General features: G+C 38.5%; 11 protein-coding genes, 2 tRNA genes and 3 rRNA genes. 5 read left to right on the top strand and 11 right to left on the bottom strand.

What is annotated here, in order from left to right; genetic code table 11:
* Positions 1 to 17: 17 nt before the first annotated feature.
* The 7 genes from rrf to HCN53_RS11660 all read right to left on the bottom strand — a co-directional run bounded on the left by rrf (position 18) and on the right by HCN53_RS11660 (position 7731).
* Positions 18 to 125: ribosomal RNA gene (rrf, locus tag HCN53_RS11690) — 5S ribosomal RNA — on the bottom strand.
* An 80-nt stretch (positions 126 to 205) separates the two neighbouring features.
* Positions 206 to 3018 (bottom strand): 23S ribosomal RNA (locus HCN53_RS11685).
* A gap of 141 nt (positions 3019 to 3159) precedes the next feature.
* A tRNA-Ala gene (locus tag HCN53_RS11680) sits at positions 3160 to 3233 on the bottom strand.
* Positions 3234 to 3366: 133 nt separating this feature from the next.
* Positions 3367 to 3440: transfer RNA gene (locus HCN53_RS11675), tRNA-Ile, on the bottom strand.
* Positions 3441 to 3556: 116 nt separating this feature from the next.
* Positions 3557 to 5082, bottom strand: a 16S ribosomal RNA gene (locus HCN53_RS11670).
* Together the 16S, 23S and 5S rRNA genes with 2 tRNA genes alongside form the textbook arrangement of a ribosomal RNA operon.
* A gap of 448 nt (positions 5083 to 5530) precedes the next feature.
* Entirely contained in the window at positions 5531 to 7030 is a 1500-nt protein-coding gene (locus HCN53_RS11665; RefSeq protein WP_167343055.1) for a sensor histidine kinase, read from the bottom strand.
* Positions 7030 to 7731 carry a response regulator transcription factor gene (locus HCN53_RS11660; protein ID WP_167343054.1) on the bottom strand — a complete coding sequence of 234 codons (702 nt, stop codon included), beginning with the start codon at positions 7729 to 7731 and terminating at the stop codon, positions 7030 to 7032. Before HCN53_RS11660 ends, HCN53_RS11665 begins: the two co-directional genes overlap by 1 nt.
* 123 nt (positions 7732 to 7854) lie before the next feature.
* On the opposite strand from HCN53_RS11660, the gene HCN53_RS11655 reads away from it, so the two are divergent.
* Positions 7855 to 8751: an anti-sigma factor gene (locus HCN53_RS11655; protein ID WP_167343053.1), complete on the top strand. Its 897-nt coding sequence runs from the start codon at positions 7855 to 7857 to the stop codon at positions 8749 to 8751.
* 84 nt (positions 8752 to 8835) lie between these two features.
* Here HCN53_RS11655 and HCN53_RS11650 read toward each other — a convergent pair whose 3' ends face one another.
* The 3 genes from HCN53_RS11650 to HCN53_RS11640 all read right to left on the bottom strand — a co-directional run bounded on the left by HCN53_RS11650 (position 8836) and on the right by HCN53_RS11640 (position 12132).
* On the bottom strand, positions 8836 to 9780 hold the full coding sequence (locus tag HCN53_RS11650) for a hypothetical protein (RefSeq protein ID WP_167343052.1): 945 nt from the start codon (positions 9778 to 9780) through the stop codon (positions 8836 to 8838).
* On the bottom strand, positions 9781 to 10731 hold the full coding sequence (locus HCN53_RS11645; RefSeq protein WP_167343051.1) for an aspartyl protease family protein: 951 nt from the start codon (positions 10729 to 10731) through the stop codon (positions 9781 to 9783).
* Positions 10732 to 10848: 117 nt separating this feature from the next.
* Positions 10849 to 12132, bottom strand: a complete 1284-nt coding sequence (locus tag HCN53_RS11640; RefSeq protein ID WP_105018313.1) for a multidrug effflux MFS transporter — start codon at positions 12130 to 12132, stop codon at positions 10849 to 10851.
* Positions 12133 to 12240: 108 nt separating this feature from the next.
* Here HCN53_RS11640 and HCN53_RS11635 point away from each other — a divergent pair, with 108 nt between their 5' ends.
* The 4 genes from HCN53_RS11635 to HCN53_RS11620 are packed head-to-tail and all read left to right on the top strand — an operon-like array spanning position 12241 to position 16027.
* On the top strand, positions 12241 to 12939 hold the full coding sequence (locus tag HCN53_RS11635; RefSeq protein ID WP_167343050.1) for a selenophosphate synthetase: 699 nt from the start codon (positions 12241 to 12243) through the stop codon (positions 12937 to 12939).
* Positions 12932 to 14194 carry a kynureninase gene (kynU, locus tag HCN53_RS11630; protein WP_167343049.1) on the top strand — a complete coding sequence of 421 codons (1263 nt, stop codon included), beginning with the start codon at positions 12932 to 12934 and terminating at the stop codon, positions 14192 to 14194. Before HCN53_RS11635 ends, kynU begins: the two co-directional genes overlap by 8 nt.
* Before the next feature lie 19 nt (positions 14195 to 14213).
* A complete protein-coding gene (locus HCN53_RS11625; RefSeq protein WP_167343048.1) occupies positions 14214 to 15611 on the top strand; it encodes an FAD-dependent oxidoreductase in 1398 nt (465 codons plus the stop codon).
* 2 nt (positions 15612 to 15613) lie between these two features.
* Positions 15614 to 16027 (top strand): RidA family protein, encoded by a 414-nt coding sequence (locus HCN53_RS11620; protein WP_167343047.1) that lies wholly within the window; start codon positions 15614 to 15616, stop codon positions 16025 to 16027.
* Between the two features lie 78 nt (positions 16028 to 16105).
* Here HCN53_RS11620 and nqrF read toward each other — a convergent pair whose 3' ends face one another.
* Positions 16106 to 17392, bottom strand: a complete 1287-nt coding sequence (nqrF, locus tag HCN53_RS11615) for an NADH:ubiquinone reductase (Na(+)-transporting) subunit F (protein ID WP_105018569.1) — start codon at positions 17390 to 17392, stop codon at positions 16106 to 16108.
* Positions 17393 to 17404 lie beyond the last annotated feature (12 nt).

Here is a 17404-nt window from a genome sequence, read left to right as displayed (position 1 = left end):
TTGATAAGGGTTTTAAAAGAAGGCGGCGACATACTCTCCCACAAATGCAGTACCATCTGCGCTAATGGGCTTAACTTCTCTGTTCGGAATGGTAAGAGGTGAGCCCCATTGCTATAACCACCTTAAAGGTTTCAGTTAAATTAAAATAATCCAACTGTATATGTTGACATTTTGAAAAGTTCAAAATCAATACAAGTAGATAGAGGTATCTAAGCTTACGGGTAATTAGTATCACTCGGCTATGACATTACTGCCTTTACACCTATGACCTATCAACGTGGTAGTCTCCCACGACCCTTTAAAGAAATCTCATCTTGTGATGGGTTTCGCGCTTATATGCTTTCAGCGCTTATCCCTTCCCGACGTAGCTACCCAGCAATGCCCCTGGCGGAACAACTGGTAGACCAGCGGTCAGTCCAACTCGGTCCTCTCGTACTAAAGTCAGATTCACTCAAATTTCTAGCGCCCACTACAGATAGAGACCGAACTGTCTCACGACGTTCTGAACCCAGCTCGCGTGCCACTTTAATGGGCGAACAGCCCAACCCTTGGGACCTTCTCCAGCCCCAGGATGTGACGAGCCGACATCGAGGTGCCAAACCCCCCGTCGATGTGAGCTCTTGGGGGAGATCAGCCTGTTATCCCCGGCGTACCTTTTATCCTTTGAGCGATGGCCCTTCCATGCGGAACCACCGGATCACTATGCTCTTGTTTCCAACCTGATCGACCTGTATGTCTCTCAGTCAAGCTTCCTTATGCCATTGCACTCTACGCACGGTTACCAAGCGTGCTGAGGAAACCTTTAGAAGCCTCCGTTACTCTTTTGGAGGCGACCACCCCAGTCAAACTACCCACCAAGCAATGTCCCCATTTCTGGGTTAGATTTCAAATAAGCAAAGGGTGGTATTTCAACAATGACTCCACAACGCCTGGCGACGTCACTTCATAGTCTCCCACCTATCCTACACATTACTTATCCAAAATCAATACTAAGCTATAGTAAAGGTGCACGGGGTCTTTTCGTCCCGTAGCGGGTAATCGGCATCTTCACCGATACTACAATTTCACCGAGCTCATGGCTGAGACAGTATCCAAATCGTTACACCATTCGTGCAGGTCGGAACTTACCCGACAAGGAATTTCGCTACCTTAGGACCGTTATAGTTACGGCCGCCGTTTACTGGGGCTTCAATTCAGATCTTCGCCGAAGCTAAACCCTCCTCTTAACCTTCCAGCACCGGGCAGGTGTCAGGCCCTATACTTCATCTTTCGATTTTGCAGAGCCCTGTGTTTTTGATAAACAGTCGCTTGGATCTTTTCACTGCGCCCTATTAAATAGGGGACCTTTCTCCCGAAGTTACAGGTCTATTTTGCCTAGTTCCTTAGCCATGAATCACTCGAGCACCTTAGAATTCTCATCCCAACCACCTGTGTCGGTTTACGGTACGGGCTGCTTCACTTGCTTTTCTTGGAAGTTGCTCCTCTGGATTATCCACGTAGCCGTAGCCTTGTGGTACTATCCCAACCTTAACAGTTGGTTCAACGTACATTTCCGTCAGTACGCACCAAATTCACACCTCCGTCACTTTTATTGTGAGCAGGTACAGGAATATTAACCTGTTATCCATCCACTTCCCCGTTCGGGTACGCGTTAGGACCCGACTAACCCTCAGCTGATTAGCATAGCTGAGGAAACCTTGGTCTTTCGGTGAGGGGGTTTCTCGCCCCCTTTATCGTTACTTATGCCTACATTTTCGTTTCTAATCGTTCCAGCAAACCTCACAGTTCACCTTCAACACAATTAGAATGCTCTCCTACCACTCTCAATGGAGTCCATAGCTTCGGTAGTATGTTTATGCCCGATTATCATCCATGCCGTACCGCTCGACTAGTGAGCTGTTACGCACTCTTTAAATGAATGGCTGCTTCCAAGCCAACATCCTAGCTGTCTAAGCAGTACAACCTCGTTTTTTCAACTTAACATACATTTGGGGACCTTAGCTGATGGTCTGGGTTCTTTCCCTTTCGGACATGGACCTTAGCACCCATGCCCTCACTGCTGATCATCATTTTATAGCATTCGGAGTTTGTCAGGAATTGGTAGGCGGTGAAGCCCCCGCATCCAATCAGTAGCTCTACCTCTATAAAACTAAATCAACGCTGCACCTAAATGCATTTCGGAGAGTACGAGCTATTTCCGAGTTTGATTGGCCTTTCACCCCTACCCACAGGTCATCCGAAGACTTTTCAACGTCAACCGGTTCGGGCCTCCACTGTGTGTTACCACAGCTTCACCCTGCCCATGGGTAGATCACACGGTTTCGCGTCTACCACTACTAACTATCGCGCCCTATTCAGACTCGCTTTCGCTACGGCTCCGTGTCTGAAACACTTAACCTTGCTAGCAACGGTAACTCGTAGGCTCATTATGCAAAAGGCACGCCGTCACCCGAAGGCTCCGACCGCTTGTAAGCGTATGGTTTCAGGTTCTTTTTCACTCCCTTATTCAGGGTTCTTTTCACCTTTCCCTCACGGTACTGGTTCACTATCGGTCTCTCAGGAGTATTTAGCCTTAGCGGATGGTCCCGCTAGATTCATACAGGGTTTCCCGTGCCCCGCACTACTCAGGATACTACTATCAATAACTAAAATTACCAATACAGGGCTATCACCTTCTTTGGCTCCTCTTTCCAAAGGATTCTTATTCTTTTAGCATCAAATATTGTAGTCCTACAACCCCAATTAGGCCGTAACCTAATTGGTTTGGGCTTTTCCGCGTTCGCTCGCCACTACTGACGGAATCACTATTGTTTTCTCTTCCTCCGGCTACTTAGATGTTTCAGTTCACCGGGTTTGCTCCATTACTGGTGACATGTCTTCAACATGCCGGGTTGCCCCATTCGGAAATCTGCGGATCACATCGTATGTGCCAATCCCCGCAGCTTATCGCAGCTTATCACGTCCTTCATCGCCTCTGAGAGCCTAGGCATCCCCCATACGCCCTTATTTGCTTATGATACCTATTACTATACAACGATATATAGTAATATTATTTTTTCTATCTTGTATTAATCCTAATTAATATTAGAACTAATGCTCGTTTTGATCTTTTCAAAATGTCAATGAACGTTTAATGATTAAATTTCTATTAATCAATCGTGGAGAATATCGGAGTCGAACCGATGACCTCCTGCGTGCAAGGCAGGCGCTCTAGCCAGCTGAGCTAATTCCCCATGACGAATCCTAAATACTGAATTCAGAATATCGAATTTAGAATCCTCAACCTCTAGAATTTCCATTAAAATTCTATAAATGAACTTTATCTCTTAGCTATAATTATCTACTCAATAACTACCTAAGACATCGTAGTCTCAGGCAGACTCGAACTGCCGACCTCTACATTATCAGTGTAGCGCTCTAACCAGCTGAGCTATGAGACTGAGTGTCTTGCGACTATTTCTTGATTGACTTGCTTTTTAAAATAAACACACACTAATTGAGTGTTAAAGGTCTTGAAACTATCCCTTGTTTCGTTCCATTATTTCAGGAACTCCAGAAAGGAGGTGTTCCAGCCGCACCTTCCGGTACGGCTACCTTGTTACGACTTAGCCCCAGTTACTAGTTTTACCCTAGGCAGCTCCTTTCGGTCACCGACTTCAGGCACCCCCAGCTTCCATGGCTTGACGGGCGGTGTGTACAAGGCCCGGGAACGTATTCACCGCATCATGGCTGATATGCGATTACTAGCGATTCCAGCTTCACGCAGTCGAGTTGCAGACTGCGATCCGAACTGAGATAGGGTTTGTAGATTCGCTCCTTCTCGCGAAGTGGCTGCTCTCTGTCCCTACCATTGTAGCACGTGTGTAGCCCAGGACGTAAGGGCCGTGATGATTTGACGTCATCCCCACCTTCCTCACGGTTTGCACCGGCAGTCTCTCTAGAGTCCCCACCATTATGTGCTGGCAACTAGAAATAGGGGTTGCGCTCGTTATAGGACTTAACCTGACACCTCACGGCACGAGCTGACGACAACCATGCAGCACCTTGCAATATGTCCGAAGAAAAATCTGTTTCCAAATCTGTCATACTGCATTTAAGCCCTGGTAAGGTTCCTCGCGTATCATCGAATTAAACCACATGCTCCACCGCTTGTGCGGGCCCCCGTCAATTCCTTTGAGTTTCATTCTTGCGAACGTACTCCCCAGGTGGGTTACTTATCACTTTCGCTTGGCCACTCAGATCTCAATCGATCCAAACAGCTAGTAACCATCGTTTACGGCGTGGACTACCAGGGTATCTAATCCTGTTCGCTCCCCACGCTTTCGTCCATCAGCGTCAATATATTGTTAGTGATCTGCCTTCGCAATCGGTATTCTATGTAATATCTAAGCATTTCACCGCTACACTACATATTCTAACCACTTCACAATAATTCAAGATAACCAGTATCAATGGCAGTGCCGGAGTTGAGCCCCTGCATTTCACCACTGACTTAATTACCCGCCTACGGACCCTTTAAACCCAATGATTCCGGATAACGCTTGCACCCTCCGTATTACCGCGGCTGCTGGCACGGAGTTAGCCGGTGCTTATTCTTACGGTACCGTCAAACAATCACACGTGACTGTATTTCTTCCCGTACAAAAGTAGTTTACAACCCATAGGGCCGTCTTCCTACACGCGGCATGGCTGGATCAGAGTTGCCTCCATTGTCCAATATTCCTCACTGCTGCCTCCCGTAGGAGTCTGGTCCGTGTCTCAGTACCAGTGTGGGGGATCTCCCTCTCAGGACCCCTACCTATCGTTGCCATGGTGAGCCGTTACCTCACCATCTAGCTAATAGGACGCATACCCATCTATTACCGTAACCTTTAATTATTAAATGATGCCATCTTATAATACTATGAGGTATTAATCCAAATTTCTTCGGGCTATCCCTCAGTAATAGGTAGGTTGTATACGCGTTACGCACCCGTGCGCCGGTCGCCATCAGATAGCAAGCTATCTATGCTGCCCCTCGACTTGCATGTGTTAGGCCTGCCGCTAGCGTTCATCCTGAGCCAGGATCAAACTCTTCATCGTAGAATCTTTTAAAGATCATTTATTAGAATAACTCCAAAAACCTCTTTTAAGAACCCTCAATTAGCGTACATGTGTCTATTTTTATTTTCTTACCAATACTTGCCTTTGTATTAATCAATACAAAAACAGTATCGCTGTGCTGTCAATCATTATTTTCAATGAACTACTTCAAAATATCTAGACCGAAAATTTGATGCGAAATCCTCACAATCCGCTACAAATATTTTCAACCTTTTTGAAGAACTATCGCTTTATGTAAACATCGTTGTTTCCCAAAGCGGGTGCAAATATACACACACTTTTTCTTACCAAACAAACTTTTATGACAAAAAAATTTGAAAAAAATTACAACAAACCCTTAAACACCTTCAAATCATTTATTTACAAAATGAAAAAAATCAAAATTTTTATATTACCGTAAATAAACTGTTTAAAGCGTTCTTATAATTTAATTCATTTGAAGATGAAACGTAAACTTTGTGCCTTTACCAATCTTACTGTCGACCCTAATAATTGAATCATGTAGTTCAAGAATTTTTTTAACGATCGACAATCCTATACCTGCACCTGTGAATCTATTTTGAGAATCATTTTGCGTAAATCGATCGAATATCATCAATTGATCACTTTCTTTAATTCCTATGCCAGAATCGCCAACAGAAATTTTTATTTTATTTTGTGACTTAGATTTACCCAAATCTAAAGTAATTACCCCACCGGCCTTTGTAAATTTAAAAGCATTGTCTATTAGATTCTGTAAAACCCGTTCAATTAATCCGATATCAGCGTACACTAGAATATTTTCCTTTTTTTCAATATTAAATATTAAGTCAATATTTTCCGTTTTGGATTTTAATTGGTACTTAGATACTAAGTCTAGACACAAATCGGTAATTGAAAACTTTACTTTTTCTGGTTTCACCTGTTTAGCCTCTAATTTAGAATACTCAAATAATTGTTCCACTAATCTAGAAAGCTTATCACTATTAGAGTTGACAATTTCTAAATATTTCTGTTTCTCTCCTTCTGAAAGCAAATGTTTCTTTTCTAATAATGTTTCTGAATAACCTTTTAATATTGCTAATGGTGTTCTTAAATCATGTGACACATTCGCTATAAGCTGCCTTCTTAATGAATCAACTTTTTTAACTTCCTCAATATTTTGACAAATCGTGTCAGCCATTGTGTTGAATGTATTTGCCAAAACACTGATATCAGATTTATCTGCGTTTTCTATTCTCGCATTAAAATCCCCTTCCTTAAATCGTTGGACTACAGAGGTGATTTTTCTTAAGTTTTTAGTTAAAAACCAAATAGAAACAAAACCTACCAACAAAGTGAAGAAAGTTGTCAAGCCTATAGCACCCAATCCAAAACTTTTTATGTATTTCTGAAAAATATTGTTGCTCGCCAATTGATAAGCCTCTCCTGATAGTATAATATATATGTAACCATCTTTGAGTTGGTTGGTTAATCTGGCTGCTGAGAAAATTTTTCTTTCTCCCGTAGCTCTAGGGTCATCCCCTAAACAAAAATTTTTACCGTTAGTATTTACAAAATTTTCAATCGGAGCAACATCAACATACCTAGATGGTTCTCCAGGACTATGATCTAGTACCACAGAATATAATACTTCACCATCTAGACCCAGCAAGTAAACTTCAATACTTCTATTCACTGCCATCATATCGTGCATTAAACTCCCAAAGACCTCCTTATTAACAGAACCATCCTGATTAAAAGCGGAAGTTGTGGCAAACTTTTCTTCTATTAAATGCTGGGCTAATGGAGCGTGAATCTCTTGTTGCGTAGCTTGATGATGTTGATTTGAGTAATAATTAGTAATCACAATAAAACAAAATGCCATTCCTATGATTAACCCTGAAAGTGCTATCCATAGTTTAAATACTAGTCGTGGAGTTAATGTAGATTGTTTACCAGTAGTCATTACACTTCTTCATTAAATCTATAACCTATTCCCCAAGTGGTCAATACATATAATGGATTTGACATATCCGGTTCAATTTTGGCTCTCAATCTATTGACATGACTATTTACTGTATGTTCATAACCAGAAAAGTTATAACCCCAAACAACATCCAGTAACTCTGATCGACTGTAAGACCTACCAGGATGACTTGCTAATAAAATTAAGAGATCAAATTCCTTAGGTGATAATTCCACTTTATGCCCATTTAAGGTTACACGTCTCATTTCAACATTTAAATTTAAATCACCAAAAACCATTTCATTACTTGAGGCATTTTCTGTTTTCTTATTACTTATATCAGTTCTTCTCATAACAGCTTTTGCTCTAGCCTTCAATTCTCTTACTGAAAATGGCTTGGTTATATAATCATCTGCACCAATTTCTAAACCTAGGACTTTATCAATCTCCTCGGATTTTGCAGTAACCATAATTATAGGAGTGTTTTTAGTTTTTCTCAATTCCTTGCAAACTTCTATCCCGCTTAATTCAGGTATTGATAAATCCAATAGAATTAAATCATAGTCGAACTCCATTGCCTTTCTCAAGCCAAGCCTACCATTATCTGCGACATGCACATTTGCATTTAGATCCTTCATGTGAATAGTAAGAAGATCTATTATCTCTATATCATCTTCTACGATAAGAATTGTATACTCCATAATTCAAATTAAACTTATCCTTATCACAAAAGAATCACATAAAAAATATGAAAGTTGAATTTTACGTGACAGGATTGAGATAACATTATCATTAGTTTGTAGAGTAAAATTAAACTTTTAATCATGAATAAAAACTTCTCATATCTTATCCTGGGCTTACTCTCGATAGTAGGCTGTTCAAATGACAATGATTCAAATGCTGAACTTCAAACAAAAACATTAACTATTAATCTTCAAGGATTAGAAGATTTAGGAAACGATTTTAAATATGAAGGCTGGGTTATGGTAGATGGTACTCCTATAAGTACAGGTACATTTGATGTTGATGCTAATGGAGACTTAAGCGAAAACGAATTCGAAATCGATTCAAATGATTTGGATGCTGCAACTGCCTTTATCCTTACCATTGAGCCTGATCCAGATCCAAGTCCCGATCCTGCTGATAGTAAATATATAGCTGGCGCATTCACTGGGACAACAGCCCTTGTGGACACTAACTTTGGACCAGCTCCTGGAGATTTTACTAATGCTAGTGGTTCCTTCTTCCTGAGAACTCCTACCGATGAGACAATGGGAAATAACGGTAATGACGAAAGCGGTGTATGGTTCGGTCTACCTGGAATGCCTCCAACTGCCGACTTTACATTACCCGTTTTACCAGATGGATGGATTTATGAAGGTTGGGTAGTAGGCGACGCCGGTCCTATATCAACAGGAACCTTTACCGATTTTGATACCCGAGATTCAGGCAACCCGTTCTCAGGAACTCAAAACAATGCAGGTCCACCAGTTCCAGGAGAAGACTTTTTTAATAATTTACCAATGGGTGAGTCTTTACCATTTAGCGTAGTTGGAAGAAATGTTGTAATTACTGTAGAACCTGTTCCAGACAACAGCCCTGCTCCATTCACTCTAAAACCTCTTGCGGCAATTGCCAATTCTATGACAGCACCCAATGCACAAAACTTTAATAACAATGTTGCTGCAACATTTCCTTCTGGGAGCGTTGTACGTGAATAATTAATTATTGGTTGGTTAGTGAGAAAACGTCTTTCAACACCTCCGTTGAAAGACGTTTTTGATGTTATATAAAGAAGAAGAGTTTTACTTAATAAGAATTACAGAGTTAATATGATCATGTTTATCATATTGAACACTGTTATTCATAGGATCAACTATCCAAATATCATCCACTATAAACTTATAATGATGAACGCCTCGTGTTAATGGTATTTCTATTTCCCAAAACCCATTAATCAAATTCATTTGAAGCTTGTTATTTTGCCAGTCTGTAAAATCACCTGCTAAATACACATTTTTAAAATCAACGTTTTTCAATCTAAATTTTTGTAATTTCCTTTTAGTTATTACACTATTAAATTCATTGTATTCATTGGGCTTCTTCTTAGGATTATGAGGATCTCTCATCCACTGGCCATCGACAATATACCGATACTCATGTGTTCCAATTGGTAGATCTAAGGTAAGTTCCCAGTAACCGTCTTTACATTCCAACTCAAATTCATTTTCATCCCAATTATTAAATGTACCTGTGACAACTACCCGTTGAGCGTTTGAATAACCGTGTAAATAAAATGTATGATTTCCATTTTCAGACTCCTTAATCTCATTCAATTTTAAATTATAAACACTTACAAAAATATCATCCAAGGTAAGCTGCTCACGATTGGGCGCAATGGCAGGTGGCTCAACCCAAAACTTATCATTAATTACGAATTTAAATGAAGCTCCACTATCGGTATTTAAATATTTAATCTTTTTCCTCAATTCATAAACACCGTTTTTTATATTCTTGAGTTTCCAGTCGTTCTTAGCCCATTTATTAAAGGTTCCAGCTACAGCTACTTTCTTTATGTTTATATCAGAAAGATCAAGTTTAACTTGTGTATCATTAATAGTAACCATCGAATAGTCCCGTACATCAAATTTAAATACGATATCCTCACCATCAATTCTATAACCATAATCATCTTGTCCCATAATCATGAGACTGATAAAAAAAATTAAAAAGGTGATAAATAGTTTCATTTATTCAGGCCACTTTGTAAAAAACAATTTCTTTTTACGATAATTAATTAAAACTCTACGATTTCTTAAAAACCAAAACCCTAAAACACCATCCACTTGAGTCCCGTATGCATTTGCTGCATAGGTCATAGTTGATAATACAGTTGGCATTTCTTCATTCTGTACAGCATTAGTAAACTTTAGATTTTTGAAAACTCCAGCAATCACTTCTTTCTTACCACCATCCATCCCCATTAACTCCAATCTTTTGAGAGGTTGAAAATTTTTATAAACTAATGAATCTAATTTGTTGCTTAATTGATTTATTTCTGCTCCGGTATCCAAAACAAAGGTAACATCTATATCATTAATATTGGAATCAAGAATAATCGAGTGCTTGCGCCGTTTAAAACTTAAGGTGTCTACTATTTGTTCGCTTAAATATTTCTCATCAATACGATTGCCTTTTCTATCGATCTTAAAAAAGGTAATCTGTTCCAAATAAAAGTCAATATATAGTTCAAATCGTCTAAATGTATCGTATCCTATTATACCATTAATAGCGGTATGTTTTTCTTTTTCAATATGGCTTAAATCTACTACATCTGCATTTTTGGAATTAATTTTAAAACCATCAATATTAAAACTGTATACCGCAATTCCCTGTACATTGGGAATTTCTCGTTCAATAGAATACGTTGTTCTACCTGCCGTAGCTATTTTATTATAAATTCGTTTATTAAGTACCAGTCCATAGGATCCTGTATCAATAATAAAAGGACCCGACTCTCCGTTAACCTTTGCTTGTACAGTTATCAATCTTCCAGCAAATTTAAATGGCATGCGCAAGGTGTTATCACTCAGTTTCGTTGCCTCTGGGAATGAAATTTCTTCAACAATTAAATCATTGGAATATGCTTTACAAACACACATCCATGTTGTCATAAACAACAACCACGGTAATATTTTCATATCTAGTCTTTTGGTACTTTAAAGACTAGAGCTGTTATAGATTGTTACATCTATATTTCATATTCCTAGTATTTATGCTAGGGATTAGTTTAATAGTACGCTTTCGCGAAAGCGTACTTAAGAATAATTATCTTCTCGTTTGATTGCTTTGTAAGGGTGTTTGAGGTAGTTTTTGGCAAATTGATAACCTCGAGCATATTTAATTCTAAAAATCTCGACAGCAAGATGACCAAAAACAGCACAACCCAACAGTAATAATGCAAGAGGCAAAAGAGCATCATTGACAAATTTAGACACATACCAACTAGCCAGTGAACCGTAAATCATACTAACAGCTCCTACAAATGCACTTGCACTACCAGCCTTTGCAGTGAATGGCTGAAGAGCCAAAGCAGTTGCATTGGGGTTTTGAAATCCGATAGCCGTCATCATTAAGAATAAAGATGGGTATACGATCCAAAATTCAGGTGTCATAGTCGCCAAATGTATTGTCAATACACCTGTAAAAACAATGAGTAAAACACTCACCACATACGTTATCTCAAAAGTCGTGTATCGTTTTAAAAATAAACGATTTATTTGACTACCTGCAATTAGACCTGCAGCATTGCTACTAAAGGCAAATGCAAATTCAGTCTTTGACATTTCAAAAAACTCCATAAAAATAAAAGGAGCTGCAGCCACATACCCAAGTAGAGCTCCTATGATAAATCCACGTGTGGTACTGAAGAGAAAAAAGGCTTTATTTTTATAAATAGTCCAATATTCTCTAAGCACAGGAACCGGTTTTAAACTAGTAGCACGATTAGGAGTTACACTATCTGGGAGAAAAAAGATAATATTAAACAACATAAGTGTTGCAAAACCTGCTAGACCATAAAAAATTATTTGCCAGTGAAAATGAGTCACTACCCATCCACCTATTCCAGGGGCAATCACAGGTGCAATACCCATGATTAACATTAAATTGGACAGCACGCTAGCGACTTCCTCTTCATCAAATAAATCTCTTACTATCGCTTTACTAGCTACCATACCTGCACATGCACCTAGTGCTGTAAAAAATCTCAATGTTGCGAGAGCTATCACGTCATAGGCAAAAGCACTAGCTAGACTTGTACCTATATACAAAACAAGTCCAACAATGAGAGGTTTACGCCTACCAAAACGATCCATCAATGGCCCGTAGGCGAGCTGCCCCAGGCCTATACCTATAAAGTAGGTAGTTAACGTAAGACTTATAGCATTAACATCTACCTTAAAGTCTCCAGCTATTTGTTTAAAAGCAGGTAAATATGCATCGATAGAAAAAGGTCCAATAGCGATTAAACTACCTAACACCAGTATAATACCCAGTCTTCTACCTGAAGATAATTGTCCTTTATAAACTCTCTTTGCCATAAAGTACAAAAGTACTTTTTTGACATAGCTTACTCTTGGTAATTAATAAAGCTTTACCATTTCATAAACTATTGTTCTTTGTATTTTTAGACAATCAAAACAGATACTATGAGAATTGTATTTTTTGCTCTTGTGGCAAGTCTTTTATTAAGCTGTAAAAATAATAACAGCAACGTGGATGAAACATTGAAGACTAACAATGAAGAAACCAGCTTAACTCCTGCACAGCAAATCGCACAGTCTACCGGATTATCAGTTTGGGAGGATATTGAAGAAATACAATTCACATTCAATGTAAGTCGCTTTGGAGAAAAGATAATGGATAGAAATTGGACATGGAATGTTAATTCAGATCTCATCAAATTAAAATCCAAACAAAAGGAAGTCGTTTACTATAGAAATAAAAAAATGGATAGTACAGCCCTAAACGCTGATCAAGCCTTTATCAATGATGTGTATTGGCTATTACCACAATTCAAATTAGTTTGGGATAAAGGAACGACCTTATCAACTCCTATTATTAAACAAGCTCCTATATCAAAGGATAGCCTGAACATGATCACCATTTTATATGATAATAAAGCAGGTTACACACCAGGTGACGCCTATGACCTGTATTATGACCAAAATAATACCGTTCGAGAGTGGACCTATAGAAAAGAAAATGATAGTTTACCAACCATGCAAACTACTTTTGAAGACTATCAAAGTTATGAGGGATTAAACATCGCCACAAACCATATCACTTTAGATGGCGACACAAATATTTATTTTTCAGATATTAAGGTAATCAAATCAAATGAATAAAGATACCAGCCTAACCTACGCACTAGAATTAGATCAACAAGATGAATTATCTCGCTTTCGCGAAAGCTTTCACATACCTAAACACACCGATGGCACAAACAGCATATATTTTTGTGGAAATTCTCTAGGGTTACAACCTAAAGCCACAAAAGATCAGTTAAATCAAGAACTTGAAGATTGGGCAAATCTAGGAGTTGAAGGTCATTTCCATGCCAAAAATCCATGGATGCCTTATCATGAGTTTTTAACTAAGAATATGGCAACTATTGTGGGTGCTCATCCACATGAAGTAGTAATAATGAATACACTTACCACAAATTTACATTTGATGATGGTGAGCTTTTATCGACCTACGCCAAAACGTTTTAAAATAATTATTGAAGCCGATGCTTTTCCCAGTGATCGATATGCTGTGGCATCACAAGCAAGCTTTCATGGACACGATCCTAACCTAGCTATAATTGAATGGAAACCTAGAAAGGGAGAGCATACTCCTCATCTAGAAGATTTAAAAGATTTACTAGAGACAAATAAAGATGAAATCGCTCTTGTAATGGTAGGTGCGGTAAACTACTACACTGGACAGTTTTTTAATTTAAAGGAAATTACTCAATTAGGACATCAACATGGAGCATTAGTAGGTTTTGACTGTGCACATGGAGCCGGTAATGTTGATTTACGACTTCACGATTCTGGTGCCGATTTTGCTGTTTGGTGTACTTACAAATATTTAAATAGTGGACCAGGAAGTTTAGGAGGTTGCTTTGTACATGAAAGACATGCTCAAAATAATGAACTGCCCAGATTTACCGGATGGTGGGGACACAATAAAGAAACTAGATTCAAAATGCGTGATGATTTTGATCCCATCTACGGCGCCGAAGGCTGGCAACTTTCAAATCCTCCTATATTAAGTATGGCTGCGGTAAAGGCGAGCTTAGAATTATTCAATGAAGCAGGTTTCCATAATTTGAGAAATAAGTCAATTCAACTTACCAATTATCTAGAATTCTTGTTAACACAAATCAATTCAGATAGAATAAGCATTATAACACCTACACAATCCAGTCAAAGAGGTTGTCAATTATCACTAGCTGTTAAGAATGCAGATAAATCACTATTTGAGTCTATAAGTGCTCGCGGTGTGATAGCTGACTGGAGAGAACCCGACGTAATACGTATAGCACCTGTTCCCTTATATAATAACTATGAGGATTGCTGGAAATTTGTAAATATTCTTAAAGAAGAAATGTAAAAACAGTAGGCATAAGCTTATGGAAATAAACAATAAAGACACAAAAATATTAATCTCTGGGGCTGGTTTATGTGGCTCACTATTAGCGTTGCGTCTGGCACAACGAGGATACAAGGTTGACATTTTAGAAAAACGACCAGACATGAGGTCTCAACAAGTAGATGGTGGTAGATCTATAAATCTTGCTCTTTCTGATCGCGGCCTTAAAGGTTTAAAACTTGTAGGTCTTGAGGAAAAAGTCAAGGATTTATGTATTCCTATGCACGGCAGGTTAATACACAATATAGATGGTAGCACATTTACTTCAAATTACAGTGGTCGAGAAGGTGAGTACATCAATTCGATATCTCGTGAAGAACTCAATAAATTATTATTGGATGAAGCAGATAAATATGACGATGTGCAAATTGATTTCAATGATGAAGTTTTACATGTAGATTTAGAGAACACTACTATCACATATCATGATAGCGAGTCAAACGAAGAAAAAACATGGAAGGCTGATTTAATTTTTGGTGCTGATGGTGCTGGGAGCGCCGTTCGTAAGGCTATGGTCAAACAAAGAGATTTTTTGTTTTCTCATAGTATTGAATGGTTACCTCATGGTTATAAAGAATTAAGTATTCCTCCTGCAGAAGATGGAAGTTGGCGTATAGAAAAAAATGCCTTACACATTTGGCCTAGAGGTGGTTTCATGCTTATTGCGTTACCTAATTTAGATGGAAGCTTTACACTTACTTTATTCCTAGATTATAAAAGTAAAGAAGGTCCTTCGTTTGAAGATTTAAAAAATGATCGCAGTGTTATTGAGTTTTTCAACACCTATTTTAGTGATGTTGTTCCACACATACCAGATCTTGTCGAGCAATTTAATAATAATCCTACTCCACCGTTAGGTACTATTAAATGTAATCCGTGGGATGCTTACGGTAAAAGCCTTTTAATTGGTGATGCTGCACATGCCATCGTACCATTCTATGGACAAGGTATGAATGCCAGTTTTGAGGATGTAGTTGATTTTGATTTGACATTAGACCGCAATAAATATTGGAGCAAAGCATTCAGTGATTTCGCAGAAACAAGAAAACCTAATACTGACGCGATAGCAGATCTTGCTCTTGATAATTTTATTGAGATGCGTGATAGTGTAGCAAATAGTGACTTTAAGAAAAAACGTCAAATTGAAATGCTATTGGAGTCTCATTTTGCCAAAGAAGAATATCAATCCAAATATTCACTAGTTACATTTCCAGTAGAAGGCATATCATACCGAGAAGCCATGCTTCAAGGAAGAGCGCAAGACAGAGCTATTTTATACTTATTAAAAGAAAATATAATCAGTCCAGAGGATCATGAAAACGATTTATTATTTGAAATATCTCGTAAGACTAAGGATATTCTCTGGTTTAGAAATTAATTATGGGAGTAATAGAAGGAAAAGCAAAGCCACGTGGTAAATATCCACATGTAAAGAGAGTTGGAGACTTTTTATACATTTCAGGAACGAGCAGTAGACGATCAGACAACACGTTTGCAGGTGTTGAAGTGGATGAAATGGGAACCACAAATCTCGATATTAAAGAGCAAACCAAAGCAGTTCTAGAAAACATCGATAGTATCTTAAAGACTCAAGGAGCTAGTTTGAAGAACGTAGTTGATATAACAACGTTTCTCGTTAACATGAACGACTTTGGTGGTTACAACGAAACTTACGCTCAATATTTTGATTATTCTGGTCCTACTCGAACCACAGTAGCCGTGCATCAATTACCGCATCCGCACTTGTTGATAGAAATTAAAGCAGTTGCTTATTTACCTGTACAACTAGAGTAAATAAATTCCATTTTCGCAATTGAATGAAATAAAAAACCCAGCTTTTAAAGCTGGGTTTTTTAATATAATTGAGAAGTATTAACCTCCAAAATCGTCAAATCTGATATTTTCATCAGGTATTCCAAAATCTTCACCCATTTTTTGAACCGCTTGATTCATCAATGGAGGACCACAGAAATATAGCTCAATATCCTCTGGTGCTTCATGCTTAGATAAATATTGATCAATTACCACTTGGTGTATGAAACCTTGGAAACCATCACCTTCACTATGGATATCATCTTTAAGCTTCCAATTATCTTCTTCCATTGGTTCACTTAAAGCCATGAAGAACTTAAAGTTTGGAAATTCTCTTTCTAACTCACGGAAATGCTCAATGTAGAACAATTCACGCTTTGAACGACCACCATACCAATAAGTAACTGTACGACCAGTTTTCAAGGTTTTAAATAAGTGGTACAAGTGAGATCTCATAGGTGCCATTCCTGCTCCACCACCCACGTAAAGCATTTCTGCATCACTGTGATTAATAAAGAACTCTCCATAAGGTCCTGATATCACTACCTTATTACCTGGTTTCTGATTAAAAATGTAAGAACTAGCTACACCAGGGTTTACATCCATCCAACCATTTTTAGCTCGATCCCATGGCGGCGTAGCAATACGTACGTTAAGCATTACTTCTCTACCTTCAGCAGGGAAAGAAGCCATCGAGTAAGCACGTTCTACAGTTTCAGGGTTTTTCATTACTAATGGCCATAAATTAAATTTATCCCATTCTGCCTGAAATTTGTCTGGCGTGTCATGCTCCTCTGGGTGAGCAGTGATATCCATATCCTCAAAACGAACTTCACATTTAGGAACCTCGATTTGAATGTATCCACCAGCTTCATAATCCATATCTTCAGGAAGACGTACTACGAACTCTTTAATAAAAGAAGCTACATTGTAATTACGCACAACCTCTGCCTCCCATTTTTTAATTCCAAATACCTCTTCAGGAATTTCGATTTTCATGTCTTGTTTTACCTTAACCTGACAACCTAATCTCCATCCATTTGCAATCTCTTTACGAGTAAAATGTGGAACCTCAGTTGGTAGGATAGCACCACCACCTTCAGTAACAATACATTTACACTGAACACAAGTTCCACCACCACCACAAGCTGATGGTAAGAACAATTTATTATTACCCAAAGTACCTAATAAAGTTCCTCCAGAATCAGTAGTAATATCTTTTTCACCGTTTACATTAATGGTCACAGGACCTGACGGTAAAAGCTTTGATTTTGCTCCTAAAAGCAAAGATACTAGCAACAGAATAAGTGTTAAGAAAATAACAACTGCTGCAATTAATGTAATCATATTAGAATCCAT

The sequence above is a fragment of the Nonlabens sp. SY33080 genome, from assembly GCF_011784885.1.
GTDB lineage: Bacteria > Bacteroidota > Bacteroidia > Flavobacteriales > Flavobacteriaceae > Nonlabens > Nonlabens tegetincola.
The sequence above is the reverse complement of the archived record's forward strand: the minus strand, read 5'-3'. Positions and strand labels throughout refer to the sequence as shown.